Raw genomic sequence first — 20,382 nt, forward strand, 5'->3', positions numbered from 1 at the left:
TTAAGTAATTATATAATATGTTGCAAAGGTACATAAAACCCCGTTTTTACGAAAGAAAATCTATATGAATTATAGGTACTTTCGCAAAAAAGTATCATCTTTGCATTATGAATTGGTTAGAGCAAGTTACTATACTGGATTTATTAGTTAAGGGTTTTATCATCGGAATAGTGGTTTCTGCGCCGCTTGGACCCGTTGGCGTGCTTTGTATTCAGCGGACACTGAATAAGGGACGTTGGTTCGGTTTTGTAACCGGTCTTGGAGCTGCTTTGAGCGATATAATATATTCACTCATTACCGGTTACGGTATGAGCTTTATGGATGAGCTTATCATCAAACACCAAACTTTTCTTCAGATAGTAGGTAGTATAATGCTTCTGGCTTTCGGTATTTATACATTCCGGAGTAATCCCGTTAAAGCGTTGCGTCCTGTGTCCGGCAAACGCGGTTCATATCTTCATAATTTCATTACGGCATTTTTTGTCACTCTGTCCAATCCTCTGATTATCTTTCTTTTTGTAGGTCTTTTCGCCCGATTTTCTTTTGTCATGCCGGGAAGTCCTGTAGGTTTTCAGTTGGTTGGATATCTTGCCATTATTTTAGGTGCCCTGACATGGTGGTTCAGTATCACATATTTTGTCAATAAAGTTCGCAATCATTTCAATGTCCGTGGCATTTGGGTGCTTAACCGTGTCATAGGCATTATAGTCATAGTGGCATCAATCATTGGTTTAGTACTTGCGTTATTAGGAAATTCAATATATTGATATGTATATTTCTCAACAGTTAAAACAGCAGAATATTGCTGAGTATCTGCTTTATATGTGGCAGATAGAAGATTTGCTTCGTGCGTATCATTTTGACTTGGACAAGATAAAAAAGGATATAGTTGACCCGTATCCTGTTACGGATGAACAGAAAGCAACACTGTTCCAATGGTATAAGGACCTTGCAAACATGATGCACGACGAGGGTGTTATGGAGAAAGGACATGTACAGATAAACAAGAATATAATAGTCTGGCTTACAGATCTTCATCTGCAGCTGCTCCGTTCTCCAAAATATCCGTATTATAGTGCCGCGTATTACAAGGCTCTTCCTTTTATAGTTGAACTTAGGGCAAAAGGTGCCGATAAGGATGTTCCTGAACTTGAAACATGTTTTGATGCCATGTACGGCGTACTTATGCTGAAACTTCAGAAAAAGGAGATAAGCGAGGAAACACAGAAGGCCATTAAGGTGATAAGCGACCTTCTGGCCATTCTTGCCGACTATTATATAAAAGATAAGAAAGGAGAATTGGAGTTATGAAAAATATACTCGTGACAGGAGCCAACGGTCAGCTTGGTAATGAAATGCGTATTTTGTCGGAGTCATATCCGCAGTACAGATACTTATTTACTGATGTGGCAGAACTTGATATCTGCAATGAAAAGGCTGTCATGGATTTTGTAATGTCCAACGATATAGATATTATTGTCAATTGTGCAGCATATACCGCTGTAGATAAGGCTGAAGATAATGTTGAACTTTGCAAGATGCTTAACCAGCAGGCTCCTGGCTTCCTGGCGAAGGCTGCTAAAGCAAGAAACGGATACTTGATTCAGGTATCGACAGATTATGTATTCGATGGGACCGCACATATCCCATACCGTGAAGATGCTGAAACATGTCCTAATTCGGTATATGGTGTGACAAAATTAGGAGGAGAGCTGGAAGCATTCAAGTATTGTCCTGAAACAATGGTGATAAGAACGGCATGGCTGTATTCCTCTTTCGGCAATAATTTCGTAAAGACAATGATGCGTCTGGGAAGAGAAAGAGATACCTTGGGCGTGATATTCGATCAGATAGGAACTCCTACATACGCACGCGACCTTGCGGTGGCAATATTCGCTGCCATAAACAAGGGAATCGTTCCGGGAGTATATCATTTCAGCAACGAAGGCGTATGCTCATGGTACGATTTTACCAAAGCTATCCATGCCATTGCAGGCATTCAGGGATGCAATGTGAGACCTCTGCATACAGAGGATTATCCTACAAAGGCTGTACGCCCGCATTATTCAGTTCTCGACAAGACAAAGATTAAGGATACTTACGGAATAGAGATACCATACTGGATGGACAGCCTCAAGGAGTGTATGGAGATATTGAATACTAGTTTATAAGTTTTAAGTCTATAAGTTTGATATTATCTGCAAGCTATAGAAACTAAAAACTTAAGAACTCAAAGACTTAAAAATTCAAAATAATATATGAATCAGGAAATAGAAAGAAGACGTACTTTTGCCATTATCGCCCATCCTGATGCCGGAAAGACATCGTTGACAGAAAAACTGTTGCTTTTCGGAGGTCAGATTCAGGTTGCAGGTGCGGTAAAATCAAACAAAATCAAGAAAACAGCTACATCCGACTGGATGGACATCGAAAAGCAGCGTGGTATTTCCGTTACCACATCCGTGATGGAGTTCGATTATAACGACTATAAGGTTAATATCCTTGATACTCCGGGTCACCAGGACTTTGCCGAAGATACTTACCGTACACTTACCGCGGTGGACAGTGTTATCATTGTTGTCGATGGTGCGAAAGGTGTGGAAACCCAGACAAGAAAACTGATGGAAGTGTGCCGTATGCGCAACACTCCGGTTATCATTTTTGTCAACAAGATGGACCGTGAGGCCAAGGACCCGTTCGATTTGCTTGACGAGCTTGAAGAAGAACTGGTTATCCAGGTACGTCCTCTTACATGGCCTATCGAAAGTGGACCACGTTTCCGCGGTGTATATAATATATATGAACAGAAACTGAACCTTTTCCAACCTTCGAAGCAGGTTGTAACAGAAAAGGTTGAAGTAAACATCAATACGGAAGAACTCGATAATCATATAGGTCATGACCTTGCAGACAAGCTTCGTGGTGAACTTGAACTGATTGATGGAGTTTATCCGGAATTCAATGTAGATGAATATCTTAAAGGTGATGTGGCTCCTGTATTCTTCGGTTCCGCTCTCAACAACTTCGGTGTTCAGGAATTGCTCGACTGTTTCGTGGAGATTGCACCAAGTCCCCGTCCTGTAACAGCTGTAGAGCGTACAGTAAATCCTGATGAGCCTAAGTTTACAGGCTTCATCTTCAAGATAACAGCCAATATCGACCCTAACCACCGTTCTTGTGTGGCATTCTGTAAGGTATGTTCAGGTAAGTTTACCCGTAATACTCCGTATCTACATGTACGCCATAACAAGACAATGCGTTTTTCTTCGCCTACACAGTTCATGGCACAGCGCAAGACTACTGTGGATGAGGCTTGGGCAGGCGATATCATCGGTTTGCCTGATAACGGAACATTCAAGATTGGCGATACACTGACTGAAGGTGAAAACCTTCACTTCAAAGGACTTCCAAGCTTCTCTCCTGAGATGTTCAAGTATATCGAGAATGCCGACCCGATGAAGACAAAACAGCTCAACAAGGGTATCGACCAGCTTATGGACGAAGGTGTGGCACAGCTCTTTGTCAACCAGTTCAACGGCCGCAAGATTATCGGTACTGTAGGTCAGTTGCAGTTTGAGGTAATCCAGTATCGTTTGGAAAATGAATATAATGCCAAATGTCGTTGGGAGCCTGTAAGTCTTTATAAGGCTTGCTGGATAGAAAGTGATGATCCGGAAGAGCTTGAGGCATTCAAGAAACGTAAATACCAGTATATGGCTAAGGACCGCGAGGGAAGAGATGTGTTCCTGGCTGATAGTGGATATGTGCTTCAGATGGCACAGATGGACTTTAAACATATCAAGTTCCATTTCACTTCTGAATTCTGATAAAGATTCTAATATGGGAAAGCCGCTTCAAGAGCGGCTTTTTTTTATATCCATTTTCATGAGTAATTTTTACCCATAAACAATTTTATTCCACAATATTGTGTGTATAATTACACACATTTATTTATTTCAAATCAGACTTTTACCTTCTTATCCTGATACATAAATTATTAATTATCAGTTCCTTTACATATAAACCGATATTTCTGGCATACCATTTGTCCTTAATTCTACGAGCACTAAACTAATTGTCTAACATTTAAAACTATTGAATTATGAAAAAAGTATTTTTTGCATTAGCATTGGTAATGGGATTAGGAACTACAGCTACATTCGCATCAAGTTTCTCATCAACTCAAATCACAACCGTAACAAACGTAAATGATTTTACACCTATCGAAATCAAAGATTTGCCTAAAGCTGTTCAGGAAGTATTAGTAAAAAGTTACAAAGACTTTACTATTAAATCGGCAGCAGTTGAAACTGCCGAAGACGGAACAGCCACCTATCAGATAACTTTGGTTGATGCAGACAATGAAGAATCTGTAGTACTGTTCAACGAAAAAGGTGAAATATTGGAATAATAGACAACAGATTTAAATATCAGTTGGAATTAATTATTTAAGCTCAGAAGCCATCTCAAAACAACTTTGGGATGGCTTTTTTCATTTATTATTACAACGTAAAGTTTTTCAAGTACAAATCTTTACTGAAATTACAACGCTAATAATTTTACATTGTCCGTTTTTTTACATATTTTTGCGATGTTTTGTTCCGATATGCCTATTTACAGGATGAGGATGAAAAGGGAATCGGGTGAAAATCCCGGACAGTCCCGCTGCTGTAATCTCCATTTAAAGGATTGCCTGATAATCTATTTTACCACTGTCTGTCAATGCAGACGGGAAGGTTGAGCAATCCGGAGTAAGTCAGAAGACCTGCAAAACTTAAAAATCATGCCAGACATTCTCGAGGAAAGAATGCCATGGATACATGTAGTTTAATACATTTATTAATTGAGAAGAATGGGCAAACTGAATGACTTTGTCCGAAAATGTGTTTTGGGAATATCAGGTATTATTATATCTGTACATATAAATTATATTTATGCACAAGACACACAACAGGACAGCATAACAGGAAAAGTACATCAAATTCCGGACGTTACTGTCAGCGCGAGAAAAACTCCGCCTGCAATTAAAGCTACGTCGCCGTTTCAGGTCATGAACAAGACAGATCTGGAACGTCTGGGAACATACGATGTTTCGGAAGCTGTAAAACATTTCTCAGGGGTAAATGTAAAAGATTATGGAGGTATAGGCGGATTGAAAACCATATCAGTAAGAAGCATGGGGGCGCAACATACCGGAGTGATATACGATGGTGTAAGTGTCAGCGATTGTCAATCTGGGCAGATAGATATTTCAAGATATTCACTTACAAATGTGTCAGAATTGTCAATGACCATTGGACAAACCGATAATATTTATCAATCGGCAAAGGCTTTTGCCTCGGCAGGAGTATTAAACATTCAAACTTCAAAACCGGAAAGAGAAAACAATTTGCCATCTCTTGATGCCAATATTAAAGCGGGTTCGTTCGGTATGGTAAATCCTTCATTGCTGTATATGCAAAACTTCAATCAAAGAATTGGCATCTCGCTTTATGGAGACTATATGCGGGCTGACGGCAATTATCCGTTCAAGATGTGGAATGGAAGCACACTTATCGACTCCAAGAGGAACAACAGTGACATACGTTCCTGGCGAGGGGAAGCGAACATGTACGTATCACTTCGTAATGAACAGAATATACAGCTGAAAGCATACCTTTATGATTCGAAAAGAGGGCTTCCGGGAAGTGTGATATATGATAACCCTTATGCTGCCGAACGTCTGTATGACAAGAACTACTTTGCTCAGGGACGGTACGAAAAGCTTTGGGGCGAAAAGCTGAAACTTCAGACTCTCGGGAAGTTCAATTACACGTGGACACGCGATTATAACAATCAAGCCGCAGGAATAACCAACGATAAGTATAAACAGACAGAAACATACCTTTCGGCTACGGTGCTTGCAAATCCATGCAGAAATCTTTCAATATCTTTCGCCCAGGATTTTGCTTACAATTATCTGTACACCAATCTGAAGAACGCGAAGTTCCCAAAACGATATACCTCTCTCAGCGTAATCGCAGCAAAATACGAAACAAGTATTATCACAGCGTCGGCGTCATTGCTGAACACTTTTATAACAGAAAAAGTAAAGACCGGCAAGGCTTCCGATGACCGAAAGCGTTTATCGCCTGCCATAAGTATTTCATGGAAACCTATTGCCAATCAGGGGATAAGAATCAGAGCTTCGTACAAGGACATTTTCCGAACACCGACATTCAATGACCTTTATTATACATTAATAGGTAATACAAACCTGAAACCAGAGACCACACGACAGACCAACCTCGGTATAACATGGAACAAATCGATGCCGGAAAACAGTGTCAGATTCATTAGTATATCAACCGACGCATACTATAACATTGTAAACAACAAGATTGTAGCCATTCCTACAATGTTTGTATGGAAGATGATGAATGTAGGAAAAGTAGAAACTATCGGTACCGACGTAAACGTATCAGCAGAATGCAGCATAACAGACAAAATCAACATATACATAAGCGGTAGCTATAACTTTACACAAGCTGAAGACATTACTGACGAAACATCCAAGACATGGAGAAACCAGATTGTATATACACCGAAGCATTACGGCAGTGGAAACCTGACACTGGAAACACCCTGGATAAACATTGCCTATAACATGATAGCCTCATCAGAGCGATATACATTTGCACAGAATTTACCGTCGTACAGGATAGAACCATATACCGACCACAGTATATCGTTATACAGAAAGTTCAATTGGAAAAAACATAATTTCAAGATACAACTTGACGCACTGAATTTAGGAGGAAATAACTACGAGATAATTCGTTTCTATCCTATGCCGGGACGTAACTACAAGATTTCAATAAACTATTATTTATAAACATAAAAACGAAAGAAAAAAAATGAAAAAAGTATTTTATTATTTAGCTATACTGCCATTGATGGCAGGACTGACAGCTTGTGAGAACAATGACGAGCCAAATCCTGACGATAACAGTTCAGACGTAAAAACAACCTACGGAGCATACATCGTAAACACAGGCAACTGGAATCAGAATGACGCATCAATACAATGGTATGATCTTACGACTAAGGAAATTTCAGGCGACATATATAATCAGGAAAATAAAAAAGGAATAGGCGACCTTCAGGATTTATGTATATACGGTTCTAAGCTCTATGCCATTTCAACTACTTCTTCAAAAATAGAAATACTGGAAAGAAACGGTAAAATAGTAAAGACTATATCAATGGTAAACGAAGCCGGACAACCAAAATCTCCACGCTACGCTACTGCTGCCGATGGCTATGTCTTTGTTTCAGCACAAGACGGAACCGTATCTAAAATAGATACAATAAGCATGAGTATAGTAGCGACAGCACAGGTTGGAGGCTATCTGGAAGGATTATCATATAATAAAGGTAAGCTATTTGTCAACAAATCCGATTATATGAGTGACGGTACAGGTAATTCCGTATATGTGATAGACACAGAAACTATGGAAAAGATTAAGGATATAACAGTCGTTCTTAACCCTTACACACAAAACATTGTAGGCAGCGACGGATATATATATATAGTATCAAACGGTAATTATGCCGGAGCTGAATGGTTGCCAGGGGAAGAAAGCTGGATATACGGAACACTGCAGAGAATAAACCCAGACACATACGAAGTGGAAGAACTTTGCAACGCAAGCTACATTGCAAACAGGGGAGACAAGATGTACATTCTATATTCAGAATACTATCTGCCGGATAGAGCAAAATGTTTCGTTTATGACATTAAGACAAAAGAAGAAAAAGAATTTATTGATTTCAGCTCAATCAGCACTCCTGGAGGCATCGCGGTAGATCCTAATTCGGACGATGTATATATAATAAGCAACCCTTACGGACAAATGAGTGAGGTATTTGTATATGATAACGAAGGAAACTTCAAACACAAATTTGAAACAGGAGCATATACAACAAACATTAAATTCCTTTCTGAGTAATTTAAAATTATGCACAAAATACTATCTGCCCATATAGTAACAATTGTCCTGCTTCTCTCTGCCTGTAGCGGAGGAAGCAGGACTTCCTTGCATCATGACACTGATGCAGACACTGTAAAATTCAGTTATGCAGAAAATATAAGGATTCTGAAGTTCAACGATTACACCAAAGTGGAACTACGCAACCCGTGGGACACACTAAAATCACTTCATACATACATCTTGACATCAAACGACGCTCCGCACGAAGGCAAATTTTCTGAAGGAACTATTATACATACACCCATATCGCGTTCAATAGTTTACTCGTCGGTACACTGCTCTCTGATGGACGAACTTAACGCCATATCTTCAATATCCGGAGTATGCGATTTAGGCTACATAAACCATCCTAAGATAAAAGAGCTATGTAGCAACGGCAAGATATCGGACTGCGGTTCTTCGATGAGTCCTGACATTGAAAAGATAATAGATCTGAATGCTGATGCCGTAATGCTGTCTCCTTTTGAAAACAGCGGAGGGTATGGAAGAATTGAAAATATCGGAATACCCATAATTGAATGTGCCGACTATATGGAAACATCACCGCTTGGCAGAGCGGAGTGGATTAAATTCTACGGAATGCTTGTTGGCAAAGAAAAAACTGCCGATTCATTGTTCTGTATAATAGAAAAGCAGTACAACCAGCTTAAGCAGAAAACACATAACGTAAAATCCAGACCTACAGTAATAACCGAATTAAAATACTCTTCGGCATGGTACGTACCCGGAGGGCAAAGCACTATGGCAAAGCTTATTGACGATGCCGGAGCAAACTATATCTTCAGTTACACCAAAGGAAGCGGATCAATACCGTTGTCATTCGAGACAGTACTCGATAAAGGACAAAAAGCAGATTTCTGGCTGATAAAATACAACCAGAAAACGGACAAGACATATTCTGAGCTTGAAAAAGATTATTCTCCCTACAAGAATTTTGACGCATGGAAAAATAAGCGTATTTTTGGCTGCAATACATCGTATGTTAATTATTACGAGGATACTCCTTTCCATCCCGAAAGTCTTCTTAGAGACCTTATAATAATTTTACATCCGGAGATTATGGCTAATGAGAATACAAAATATTTTACTCCGATAGGAGATTAAAATTACCTGTCGGCAAGCAACTGATTAGCACAACATGAGAACCTGTATAAAAACTGAATTTTGAAAACCAAGAATACTTTTTACATCATAATACTTGCCGTAACGACATTCATACTCGCAACTATAAGTTTATATTACGGGTCAGTGGATATTCCGGCATCGGCTGTTACAGATATTCTGCTTGGAGGTGAGTCTGAGAAGTCCAGCTGGACATTCATCATTCTTCAATCAAGGATACCTCAGACAATCACAGCCATACTCACCGGCGCCGCACTTTCAGTGTCCGGACTTATGCTGCAAACGACATTCAACAATCCGCTCGCCGATTCATCAATACTCGGTATCAGTGCCGGTTCAAGTCTTGGAGCTGCATTGGTTATTCTGGGGTTGGGTGGAAGCATAACCACTTCAGCTATCACATTCGGAGGTTTTATTTCAGTAATTGCAGGGGCCATGGCCGGCGCATTCGTAATAATGGCATTCATACTCTTTCTTTCAACACTTATAAAAAACAATGTAATGCTACTCATAGCCGGCATCATGACCGGTTATGTCACATCGTCGGTCATTTCATTACTGAATTTCTTTTCCACAGCCGAAGGTGTACACTCTTACATTACATGGGGTATGGGAAATTTCGGCGGAGTTTCCCTATCTCAACTCCCGGCATTTACCATAATGATATTCATTGGTCTGACTATATCAATAATGCTCATAAAACCAATGAACGCCCTACTATTAGGAACAAGATACGCTGAAAATCTCGGAGTAAACATACGTCGTACAAGAAACCTGTTATTACTCTCCACCGGAATCCTTACTGCGGTTACAACCGCATTCTGCGGACCTATATCTTTCATCGGACTGGCTGTTCCGCATATATCCAGACTACTGCTTGGAACATCAAACCACAATACACTACTGCCTGCCACTGCATTATGCGGTTCGGCAATGGCACTGCTATGCTCAATAATAAGCATACTGCCCGGCGAAAACGGCATAATACCTATAAATGCCGTTACTCCGGTACTCGGAGCTCCAGTAATAATATACGTAATAATAAACCAGAAGAAAATACAATACTTTAACTGATGTACAATAATGCCGTGATTACAGCCAGAGACCTGAGCATCGGGTACAGGACAAAAGGTCATAAAGAGGCTCTGCACTCAAGCCTCAATTTTAGTCTTAAAGGCGGAAACCTGACATGCTTGCTTGGTCCTAACGGAGCAGGTAAATCAACCTTACTGCGTACCCTATCAGCATCACAGCCTATACTTGGAGGCGAACTAATGCTCACAGGAAAGATGATAGAAAGTTTCTCGGAAAAAGAACTTTCGCGAACCATTGGGCTCGTACTCACGGAAAAGACATTTGCCGGTGCACTTACTGTACGACAGCTTGTGTCGCTCGGTCGCCAGCCTCACACAGGCTTTTTTGGTCACCTTTCCGCCTACGATAAAGAAATAGTGGAACATGCCCTACATCTAACAGGGATAGACCATAAAGCAGATACATATACCGCACAGCTCTCGGACGGTGAACGTCAAAAAGCCATGATAGCAAAAGCCATAGTACAGGAATGTCCGATTATCCTGCTTGACGAACCTACCGCATTTCTTGACGCTGTAAGCAGAATAGAAATCCTTACCCTACTCCATCGTCTGGCACACGATGAGAACAAGGCTATACTACTATCGACACACGATATAGAACAGGCATTAGTCACAGCAGACTATCTCTGGCTTCTTACTCCGGAAAACGGAATACACTGCGGAGTGACTGAGGACGTAATACTCTCAGGTATGATGGACAGGCTATTCCCTGAAGCGGACATAAAATTCGACATAATGCACGGAGGATTTTCGCCTACCGTAAAGGCAAATCACTCGATAATACTCCATACTGAAGACCAGGTACTGAAACATTGGACGCAAAACGCACTAAACAGACATGGTTTTCTATGTCTTGAAGAGTCATTAGCCACAGATAAAAAAGAACTGCCGGAACTGTATGTTCTGTCTCGTTCAGAAATTAATCTGAATATTGAAGGCAGAAAACACAGTTGCTGCAGTTACGGTGAGCTTATTGATTTACTATCTGTCCTGAATTATAGATAAGAGCATATTTCATCAATGCCTTTCCTCTTTTTCTGAGGAACTTCTGTATTTGGAGTATAACCAATAGGAATAAGTACTGCCGGTTCAACATTCTCAGGCAATGACAACACTTCGCTACAAAGTACGGCATCAAAGTTGCAAACCCAGCAAGTTCCAAGTCCCTGTTCAGTTGCCGCAAGACACAAATGCTCTACGGCTATTGCAATATCAATATCAGAATGGTCTTTATTGTCCGCACTTCTATGCCAAGCCACATTATGATCGACACATGCAACTATTACGCATGGAGCATTCTGTATCCACTCGCGGTGATAAGCAGATTTCACAGCCTGCAGTTTTTCTTTGTCAGTCACTACATAAAAATGCCAGGGCTGGAAATTCACAGCTGAAGGAGCCAAGCGCACACACTCCATGATATAATCCAACTTTTCTTTTTCTACAGGTCGTTCATCGTATGAGCGAACAGAATAACGCTGTTTTACTAAATCTATAAACATATATATTGTATTTAAAAATTAAAATCCATTTCCATTCCGGCAATGTTGGATTTCCTTAGTTTTTCGTATTGCCTGCAATAGAACACGATAAGAGCATATCTTTTGGAAAATCCAATCTTAACACCTGGTCTGTATCTTATCCGGCACACTTTCGGAAATGTACCGTCGTTCAGACACTGGAAAGTCTCTATGGAAAAATGAGGCTGTAAGCATGTTCCTGGAATTCCATAGTCAAGCTTTATACGCGAACGCAACATGCTCTCTACATCACCATCCTGTATAGTCTGCTGAAAACGTTCTCTCCAAGAAAGTTTGAAATCACAGAATTTCCATGAAGCCTGAGCACCTAAATAATACCTATGTCTGAATTTCCATAAATCGTCACCTAACTTTCTGTGGTGAAACTCATAGGCACCTTTTATTTCTAAAAAAGGCAGAATGTTATAATTCAATCCGGCATTCAGACTCCATCTGTCAGACTTACTGATATCATCCTTAAGCCTGTACTCCAGCTTTGTCCTTACGAGTAGAGATTTGGTTATCCTGTAATTGACTACAGCCGATGTCCACGACCTCCAGTCCACCGTCTCCTGTGCCGACAAACCAACTTTACCAAAACCTACAAGTAAAATGAGTATAGCCAAAAGCATCCTCAACCTATGTGTTTGCATATTTTTCAGATATTTTCAGAAAACAAAAATACTATAAATAAACGATTTTAAGTATGTTTGCACCGTAAAATAAGTTTGATAGTTTTACGGTTTGTTTTTGTCTCTAAGCCCTAAAACTAAAAAATTAAAAACGACAATATATGAAACTTGTGATATTTGATTTAGACGGCACACTACTAAACACTATCGCCGACCTGGCTACGGCTACAAACGTAGCTCTGGAACACTACGGACTCCCTACGCACAAAGAAGAAGAATACAAATTCTTCGTTGGCAACGGTATAAACAAACTCTTCGAGCGTGCACTACCGGAAGACAAGCGCAACGAGGAATATGTAATGAAGATACGTTCTATTTTTGTTCCGTATTATGATGCCCACAACTCTGACCTGAGCAGACCTTATCAGGGAATAAACGAATTGCTGCTTGACTTACAGAATGCAGGCATAAAGATTGCAGTAGCCTCAAACAAATATCAGGCTGCGGCTGTAAAACTCGTAAAAGAATTTTTTCCTGATATCAATTTTGCAGAAATATTGGGACAAAGAGATGGAGTCCCATCAAAACCGGATCCAACAATAGTTAATGAAATTACCGAACACACCGGCATCAGTAAGAAGGATACAGTTTACGTAGGCGACTCATGTGTTGATATGCAGACAGGGAAAAACGCTGACGTAACCACAGTTGGAGTAAGCTGGGGATTCAGACCTAAGGCGGAACTGGAATCTTATAATCCTGACTTCATTGCAGACGATGCAATGATGCTGCATAAATACCTATTGGGATAAACATAACATCAGTATATAAAAAATTGAGCCGATACGCCATCACGGCGTACCGGCTCTTTCTCTGAATTAAACAACCAATAAATAGAGAATCGTATATGTTATCGTATGAACAATAACTCACGATACTTAGGTAAAGTCCACATCTGATCGTCAACTATCAACTCTAGCTTATCGATATGGTAACGGATAAGTTCAAGCATAGGTGCGATATTATCATGATATGCTATGGCCTTTTCGCGTTCAGAAGCAATCTTGTTTGCTACCTTGCGGGCTTCAACCATTGCATCAACATGTTCTTTGATATATGCCGTACGTTCAGATATTTCCTTGATTATAGCAACATTACCTGCAGAAAGCTTCTCAGCTTCTTCAGCTGCAAACAGACTCTTCATCTTGAATACATTGTCGATAAGCTTAGTCTGATAGCTGATAGCAACAGGCACTATATGGTTCATTACCAAATCACCCAATACACGGGCTTCAATCTGAATCTTCTTGGTATAAGTTTCCCATTTCACCTCATTGCGTGCTTCAAGCTCCTTGCGAGTCATTACGCCGGTAGCCTCGAACATTGCCACGCTTTCAGGTTTCAGATAGTTGTCGAAGATAATCGGACAGCTGGTTTCGCAGTCCAATCCGCGCTTCATAGCCTCTTCCTTCCATTCGTCGCTGTAACCGTTGCCGTCGAAACGGATTGGTTTGCTTTCCTTGATATATTTACGCAACACCTGAAGAAGAGCAGAAACCTTAGGTTCACCCTTTTCGATAAGAGCGTCAACTTCATTCTTGAAGATAACAAGCTGTTCTGCTACAGCAGTGTTCAGAGCAATCATAGCACTTGCACAGTTAGCTTCAGAACCAACAGCACGGAACTCGAATCTGTTTCCTGTAAATGCGAACGGCGAAGTACGGTTACGGTCAGTATTGTCGATAAGCAATTCCGGAATCTGAGGGATATCAAGCTTCATGCCCTGTTTTCCACCGAGAGAGACCAAGTCTTCGTTTGCATTTTCTTCGATATGATCGAGCACTTTGCTCAGCTGCGAGCCAAGGAATGAAGAGATGATTGCAGGAGGTGCTTCGTTGGCGCCCAGACGATGAGCGTTTGTTGCGCTCATGATAGAAGCTTTCAGCAATCCGTTGTGTCTGTAAACAGCCATCAGCGTATTTACCACGAATGTCACGAAACGAAGGTTCTCTTCTGTAGTTTTTCCGGGAGCCATTAGCAATACACCTGTATCCGTACCGAGCGACCAGTTGTTATGTTTTCCTGATCCGTTTACACCCTTGAACGGTTTTTCATGCAGAAGGACGCGGAATCCGTGAGCACGTGCCACTTTACGCATAAGCGACATCACCAACATATTATGGTCAACAGCCAGGTTACATTCTTCATAGATAGGAGCAAGCTCAAACTGGTTTGGAGCAACCTCATTATGACGGGTCTTCACAGGAATACCAAGTTCAAGTGCCTGAATCTCCAGGTCTTTCATAAATGCAGCCACTCTCGTAGGAATAGCTCCGAAATAGTGGTCTTCAAGCTGCTGGTTCTTAGAAGCTTCGTGTCCCATCAGTGTACGTCCTGTAAGCAACAGGTCCGGACGGGCTGCATACAAACCTTCGTCAACGAGGAAATATTCCTGTTCCCATCCAAGGAAAGCAGTTACTTTCTTCACGTTATTGTCGAAATAATGACATACAGCCACAGCTGCTTTATCTACAGCACTAAGAGCCTTAAGCAATGGAGCCTTATAGTCAAGCGACTCGCCTGTATATGCTATAAATACTGTAGGAATACACAATGTATCGTCTACAACGAATACCGGTGATGAAGGATCCCATGCGCTATATCCACGAGCTTCGAAAGTGTTACGGATACCACCGTTAGGGAAAGACGAAGCATCAGGTTCCTGCTGAACAAGAAGTTTTCCTGAGAATTCTTCCATCATTCCCCCTTTGCCGTCGTGTTCCACGAAAGCATCATGTTTCTCCGCTGTTCCTTCAGTAAGAGGCTGGAACCAGTGTGTATAGTGAGTGGCGCCAAGTTCGCTTGCCCAACGTTTCATGCCTGCCGCAACTTCATCTGCAGTAGCCCTGTCAAGAGCAGCTCCATGATCCATCGCATCTACCAACTTAGCATAGACCGTGCTTGGAAGATACTTGAACATTTTCTCCCTGTTGAATACGTATTTGCCAAAATACTCACTCGGACGGCAGCTTGGTACGCTTACCTCCATAGGCTTTGTCTGGAAAGCCTTTTCCACTACATTAAAACGAATCATATTTATTTAGTTGTTAGGTTATTCAATGAATAATTAATAATTAAAAACGAGTTGATGTCTTCATTATTCACTATTAATTATTCATTGTTCATTATCAATTATTAATTGTTAATTATTAATTATCTGTTGTATGCCGATTCACCGTGTTCATAGATATCGAGACCTTCTTCTTCCACACGCTTGTCAACACGCAAGCCAACAGTCGCGTCAGCAATCTTGAACAGGATAAAAGTAACTACCGCACTATATACAATAGAAATTACCGTAGCCAGAATCTGTATCCACAACTGATGCCAGTCTCCATACAAGGCACCCTGCACACCATCCTCTCCGGTAATAAAACGCGTAGCAAACACACCTGTCAGGACAGAACCAATTATACCACCCACTCCATGCACTCCAAAAGCGTCGAGGGCATCATCGTATTTAAACTTAGGCTTTACAGCGGCAACCATGAAAAAGCATACCACGGAAGTAATGACGCCGATACACAATGCGCCAAGCAAATCAACCGTGCCGGCTGCGGGAGTGATAGCCACAAGTCCGGCCACAGCTCCTGTACACGAGCCGATAATGGTAGGCTTCTTATTGCAAAACCAATCTATCACCATCCATGTTATGGCAGCGGCGGCTGTGGCAATATGCGTCACCATAAAAGCGTTCGCCGCCAGTCCGTCGGCCGCCAGCCCACTTCCGGCATTGAATCCGAACCAGCCTAACCACAAGAAAGAAGTTCCCATAAAAACGAAAGTCACGTTGTGTGGCGTAATGGGGTGTCCCACCCTATAATCCATTCGCTTGCCAAGCATGATAGCCATAACCAATGCGGAAATTCCGGCGTTAATATGCACGACCGTACCTCCGGCAAAGTCGATAGCACCCATTTCCTGCAGGAATCCTCCACCCCACACCCAATGGGCCATAGGGAAATAAGCTACAATCACCCACAAAGTAATAAACAATACATATCCGGAAAACTTTATACGCTCGGCAAAAGCACCGAGTATCAATGCCGGCGTAATAATTGCGAACATGCATTGAAACATCGCAAAAAGCAGTTCGGGAATATCGCCTGCTGTAAGAGTGCCGATGCCGATGCCGTGAAGGAAAGCCTTGTCGAAGCCTCCTATTATACACGCCAGCGGATTGCCTGTTTCGGCAAAACTGGTATCGAACGCCCAACTATAGCCGAACGCCACCCACAAAATACTGACTACACCAACAATAAACAGCGTCTGCATGATGACACTCAACACATTTTTCCGTCGAACCAAACCGCCATAAAATAAAGCGATACCGGGAATACTCATAAACAACACCAATATTGAGGCAACCAACAGCCAAGCCGTATTACCGGAATTCAAAACCGGCTCGGTTACAACAGTTTCTTCACTCGCACACACATCAGGCACCCAACAAAACATAATCAGAAGCATTACGGCATACCGCAACATACGCATGCCGCCTTTTATATATTTGTCCATAATTTATCTCGTTTATTTAGTTATTTTATTTATATATTAAGGAATGACGAACAAGGTTATTTCTCCTGTTCCGCATTATAGAGTGCGATGTCTCCACGTTCTCCGGTACGAATGCGGACAGCATCTTCCACCGGGATTACGAAAATACGCCCGTCGCCTATCTCGCCTGTATGCGCAGCCTTCATCACGGCTTCTACAGTTTTATCCACATTCTTGTTTCTCACAACAATAGATATCAGAATGCGCTCTATGGAACTGGTATCATATACCACTCCTCGGTATATGCGTCCCTCGCGTGTCTTCCCGACCCCTCTCACATCGTAATAAGAAAACCATTCTATATCGGCTTTCAGAAGAGCCTCCTTTACATCGTCAAACTTAGTCCGGCGAATAATAGCTTCAATCTTTTTCATAATCTCATTAGTTATTGTATTTGTATTTTGTATGTATATTTGATTGTATTTGTATAAATTATGGCATGAACATCAGAAACTTATCCCGGCCACGAAATACGCGCCTTTTGTAGTGGGATTCCAGATAGCCTGCGCCCACAAAGGGAATGAAAAACTATCCGTTATTTTCACTTCTTTGGATGCCTGAAGGCTTATGGACGAAACCTTGAAACCATCTGAATAACCATTATAAAAACTGTTAGCCCACGGAGTAGCTCCTATCTCGGCATTCCAATCAATACCACCTAATTTGAAAGGAGCAGAAATTGATATATAAGAAGCATAGACATCTTTACCTTCCTCATTAGTACCTACCAATCCGGCAAAGTTTGTAAACCAATTTACAGCCAACGGACCGAAATCATAGCCTAATGCCACTTCGAAAGTATGAGCATCCTTATAATCGGAATATCTGGCTGGCGAGTCCTGACTTGTGAACCAATAATCGGTAACGCCGATATTGAATCCACCGTAAGAATAACCCAATGTCAAATCAAATTCTTTTGTATCTCCACCGTTAAAACCAACAGAGCCCCATGCCGACAAAGAAAAACCTTTATACGATAATCCGGCACTTGGCTGAATACTAACTCCTCCCAAATCCTGTCCTCGCCAGATGTATCCGCTTACCAAATCGGCTCCTACAGACGCTTCCACCTTGTCCTGAGCTTTTATGCCCGATGTTGAAGTCAATCCTAAGATTGCAATTATCAACATCATTCTTTTACCTTTAATCATTTTCATACCTCTTTACCTTTTTAATTGAACATTTGTAATATATAAGCTAACACCCATGGATATAGTCGTATCTATTAGAAAGCATATTCAATTTATTTATATCTTTATGTTTTCTTTTGATGCAAAATTACATCTTTTTGAAAGACGGAGTACGAATAATATATACTTTATGACTTTAAAAAACATCATAAAATAAATTACAACTTTAAACAAGTGTTCACATTACAATTTACAACAAATCTGCTTAAAAATATTTCAATCTAAAAGTTGAGCTTTAATCGCGTAAAATATAAAATCAGATTTATGCCATACAACATATAAATAAATCATAAGTTTTCCGATATATCCGACTAAAGTTTCTAACTTTGTAATAAGAAGTTTTTTTAAAACAATACTACTATGACTCACACAATGCCCCAGCTTCCTTATGACATGGAAGCACTTGCTCCTAAGATGAGCAAAGAAACATTCGACTACCATTATGGTAAACATCTGCAAACCTATGTAAACAATCTGAACAAGTTTATTGCCGGAACTGAATTCGAGGACATGAAACTCGAAGACATAATATGCAAAGCTCAGGGACCAACATTCAATAATGCAGCCCAGACATGGAACCATACATTCTTCTTCATGTCACTCACTCCGAATCAGGAAGAAATTCCTTCTACACTTTCGGACAAACTGAATGAAGCATTCGGATCCGTTGAAAAGTTCAAGGAAGAATTCACTAAATCAGCTACAGGACTTTTCGGCTCCGGATGGACATGGCTTGTAAAAGACAAAGAAAACAAACTGAAAATTGTAAATACAACAAATGCCGGAAACCCACTGACAGACGGACTCACACCACTCATGGTGATAGACGTATGGGAACATGCCTATTACATTGATTACCGCAACAACAGAGCAGCATTTATAGAAGCCTTCTGGTCTCTTATAGACTGGAATAAAGTAGCGGAAAGACTATAATTTTAAGTGTCTTATATGTTTAAGGTAAAACGCCTTGTCGTTTTGATCAAAACGACAAGGCGTTTTACCTTAAACGACAGGACATTTTTTTAATTTACTTCTGCCGCATTTTCTGCTATTTTCTTGTTCAAGAATTGTATCTTCAGATTGGCCTCTTTTTGCTCTTTCCGTATTTCTTCCATAGATGAAAGAATCTGCGCCAATTTGCTTACCTCAACTATAGCTTTTATATCAGGCGAATACATTACTGTACGATAAGAGCGGTCGCCTATGAACTCAAGTTTCAACGACTTGGCATCCTTATTTGCAATAATAAAACCTATCACGCCACCATCAGCGCCAAGTTTATAATCAGCCTTTTCGATTGTTCTTCCCAAATCAGTAGTGACATACATGTCAGGAGATGTAGGTGTCTGCGCAAAAGCATCACTTGAGCTTACCTTTACCGAAGTATGATTAAGCGAACCGCCGGCACAATAAATTGAGGTTATTGACATTTCTCCCATCTCGTTTACACTTGCCCTAAGGAAAGTCCTTCCAATATTCTTTTCAACAATCTGTGTCGGATAAAAATAATTACCTATTTCCTGGTATGCTGTATCCTTTTCAAATACATAAGCTCCCTTTACAGAATCAAGCGCTGTCTGCTTCACTGCCATCATGCTGTCAAGATAAGCCAAAGAATTTTGCTGCTCTTTAAGTTCAACCTGCTGCATCAGTCCGATAGCCTTTCTACGAACATCAAAAACTTTAGGATATAAATTCCTAATACTGTCTATACGAAGTTTCGCCTCACTGTAATTGGCCGCCTGAAAGGAAGCCTCGGCACGTTTTAACAAATCAGAAGCTTTTTTTTCCTCCTGCCCACATGAAGCAAGGAAAAAAATCATTAACGGAACAAGAATTCTGTAAACTTTCATATATATCACATTATTAATTTCGATTGCAAAAATAGTGAAAGGTATGTGGAGAGACAAATGAAAATTGCAAATTTTCAAGTTTGGCTTTCACGAAGCTCATCCTGTCTATCACAGACAAAGCTCAATAATATTGCATATTTTTTCGCGTCATAATCATCTTATTTTCAATACACTAAAAGAATGGACGAACAAAAGAGAATAAAAAAGTGTGTAGATTCCAAAACGAAGTGCAACGTTTTGGTCTTTAAAAGTAGTAGATTCAAGTAGGAAAGTGTTAACTTTGCCTCGTGGATCAAAGAGGAGGCGAGCTCTGCTGAG

The 20,382-nt window shown here is 40.7% G+C and carries 19 protein-coding genes and 1 riboswitch; of the genes, 12 read left to right on the plus strand and 7 right to left on the minus strand.

Features of this window, described 5'->3' with window-relative positions; all coding sequences use genetic code 11:
- Positions 1-107 precede the first annotated feature (107 nt).
- The 10 genes from H6A27_RS10885 to H6A27_RS10930 all read left to right on the plus strand — a co-directional run bounded on the left by H6A27_RS10885 (position 108) and on the right by H6A27_RS10930 (position 11,257).
- Positions 108-767: a LysE family translocator gene (locus H6A27_RS10885; RefSeq protein ID WP_204402532.1), complete on the plus strand. Its 660-nt coding sequence runs from the start codon at positions 108-110 to the stop codon at positions 765-767.
- 1 nt (position 768) lies between these two features.
- Entirely contained in the window at positions 769-1,311 is a 543-nt protein-coding gene (locus tag H6A27_RS10890; RefSeq protein ID WP_204402530.1) for a DUF4924 family protein, read from the plus strand.
- Positions 1,308-2,171: a dTDP-4-dehydrorhamnose reductase gene (gene rfbD / locus H6A27_RS10895; protein WP_204402529.1), complete on the plus strand. Its 864-nt coding sequence runs from the start codon at positions 1,308-1,310 to the stop codon at positions 2,169-2,171. Before H6A27_RS10890 ends, rfbD begins: the two co-directional genes overlap by 4 nt.
- 87 nt (positions 2,172-2,258) lie before the next feature.
- Positions 2,259-3,827, plus strand: a complete 1,569-nt coding sequence (locus tag H6A27_RS10900; protein ID WP_204508689.1) for a peptide chain release factor 3 — start codon at positions 2,259-2,261, stop codon at positions 3,825-3,827.
- Between the two features lie 275 nt (positions 3,828-4,102).
- The gene (locus tag H6A27_RS10905; protein WP_204402526.1) at positions 4,103-4,411 is read left to right on the plus strand and encodes a hypothetical protein; all 309 of its coding nucleotides are present in this window, start codon (positions 4,103-4,105) and stop codon (positions 4,409-4,411) included.
- Between the two features lie 168 nt (positions 4,412-4,579).
- A riboswitch (cobalamin riboswitch) is annotated at positions 4,580-4,787 on the plus strand.
- A 65-nt stretch (positions 4,788-4,852) separates the two neighbouring features.
- Entirely contained in the window at positions 4,853-6,874 is a 2,022-nt protein-coding gene (locus H6A27_RS10910) for a TonB-dependent receptor plug domain-containing protein (protein WP_204402524.1), read from the plus strand.
- 22 nt (positions 6,875-6,896) lie between these two features.
- The gene (locus H6A27_RS10915; protein WP_204508690.1) at positions 6,897-7,991 is read left to right on the plus strand and encodes a DUF5074 domain-containing protein; all 1,095 of its coding nucleotides are present in this window, start codon (positions 6,897-6,899) and stop codon (positions 7,989-7,991) included.
- 9 nt (positions 7,992-8,000) lie between these two features.
- Entirely contained in the window at positions 8,001-9,137 is a 1,137-nt protein-coding gene (locus tag H6A27_RS10920; protein WP_204402521.1) for an ABC transporter substrate-binding protein, read from the plus strand.
- Positions 9,138-9,197: 60 nt separating this feature from the next.
- Complete coding sequence (locus H6A27_RS10925; RefSeq protein ID WP_204402519.1) at positions 9,198-10,229, plus strand: iron ABC transporter permease; 1,032 nt, start codon at positions 9,198-9,200, stop codon at positions 10,227-10,229.
- Positions 10,229-11,257, plus strand: a complete 1,029-nt coding sequence (locus H6A27_RS10930) for an ABC transporter ATP-binding protein (protein ID WP_204402517.1) — start codon at positions 10,229-10,231, stop codon at positions 11,255-11,257. Before H6A27_RS10925 ends, H6A27_RS10930 begins: the two co-directional genes overlap by 1 nt.
- Here the strand turns inward: H6A27_RS10930 and H6A27_RS10935 are convergent.
- Together H6A27_RS10935 and H6A27_RS10940 are read right to left on the minus strand one after the other, a co-directional pair.
- Positions 11,248-11,754 carry a nitroreductase family protein gene (locus H6A27_RS10935; protein WP_204402515.1) on the minus strand — a complete coding sequence of 169 codons (507 nt, stop codon included), beginning with the start codon at positions 11,752-11,754 and terminating at the stop codon, positions 11,248-11,250. The genes H6A27_RS10930 and H6A27_RS10935 overlap by 10 nt on opposite strands.
- An 11-nt stretch (positions 11,755-11,765) precedes the next feature.
- Positions 11,766-12,425, minus strand: coding sequence for a DUF2490 domain-containing protein (locus H6A27_RS10940; RefSeq protein ID WP_204402513.1), 660 nt, complete (start codon positions 12,423-12,425; stop codon positions 11,766-11,768).
- Positions 12,426-12,565: 140 nt separating this feature from the next.
- Between H6A27_RS10940 and H6A27_RS10945 the strand changes: the two genes are divergently transcribed.
- The gene (locus H6A27_RS10945; RefSeq protein ID WP_204508691.1) at positions 12,566-13,216 is read left to right on the plus strand and encodes an HAD family hydrolase; all 651 of its coding nucleotides are present in this window, start codon (positions 12,566-12,568) and stop codon (positions 13,214-13,216) included.
- Between the two features lie 98 nt (positions 13,217-13,314).
- Here H6A27_RS10945 and H6A27_RS10950 read toward each other — a convergent pair whose 3' ends face one another.
- The 4 genes from H6A27_RS10950 to H6A27_RS10965 form a co-directional block, all read right to left on the minus strand.
- Positions 13,315-15,498, minus strand: coding sequence for a glutamine synthetase III family protein (locus tag H6A27_RS10950; RefSeq protein ID WP_239469662.1), 2,184 nt, complete (start codon positions 15,496-15,498; stop codon positions 13,315-13,317).
- 119 nt (positions 15,499-15,617) lie between these two features.
- Positions 15,618-16,922, minus strand: coding sequence for an ammonium transporter (locus tag H6A27_RS10955; RefSeq protein ID WP_239469663.1), 1,305 nt, complete (start codon positions 16,920-16,922; stop codon positions 15,618-15,620).
- Between the two features lie 116 nt (positions 16,923-17,038).
- A complete protein-coding gene (locus H6A27_RS10960) occupies positions 17,039-17,395 on the minus strand; it encodes a P-II family nitrogen regulator (RefSeq protein ID WP_204390573.1) in 357 nt (118 codons plus the stop codon).
- 72 nt (positions 17,396-17,467) lie between these two features.
- Complete coding sequence (locus H6A27_RS10965; RefSeq protein WP_204508692.1) at positions 17,468-18,178, minus strand: hypothetical protein; 711 nt, start codon at positions 18,176-18,178, stop codon at positions 17,468-17,470.
- Positions 18,179-18,571: 393 nt separating this feature from the next.
- Between H6A27_RS10965 and H6A27_RS10970 the strand changes: the two genes are divergently transcribed.
- Complete coding sequence (locus tag H6A27_RS10970; protein WP_204508693.1) at positions 18,572-19,144, plus strand: superoxide dismutase; 573 nt, start codon at positions 18,572-18,574, stop codon at positions 19,142-19,144.
- 89 nt (positions 19,145-19,233) lie between these two features.
- Here the strand turns inward: H6A27_RS10970 and H6A27_RS10975 are convergent, their stop codons facing one another.
- The gene (locus tag H6A27_RS10975; RefSeq protein ID WP_204402504.1) at positions 19,234-20,064 is read right to left on the minus strand and encodes a hypothetical protein; all 831 of its coding nucleotides are present in this window, start codon (positions 20,062-20,064) and stop codon (positions 19,234-19,236) included.
- Positions 20,065-20,382: the final 318 nt, after the last annotated feature.

It is taken from the genome of Bacteroides caecigallinarum, assembly GCF_016902295.1.
GTDB lineage: Bacteria > Bacteroidota > Bacteroidia > Bacteroidales > Bacteroidaceae > Phocaeicola > Phocaeicola caecigallinarum_A.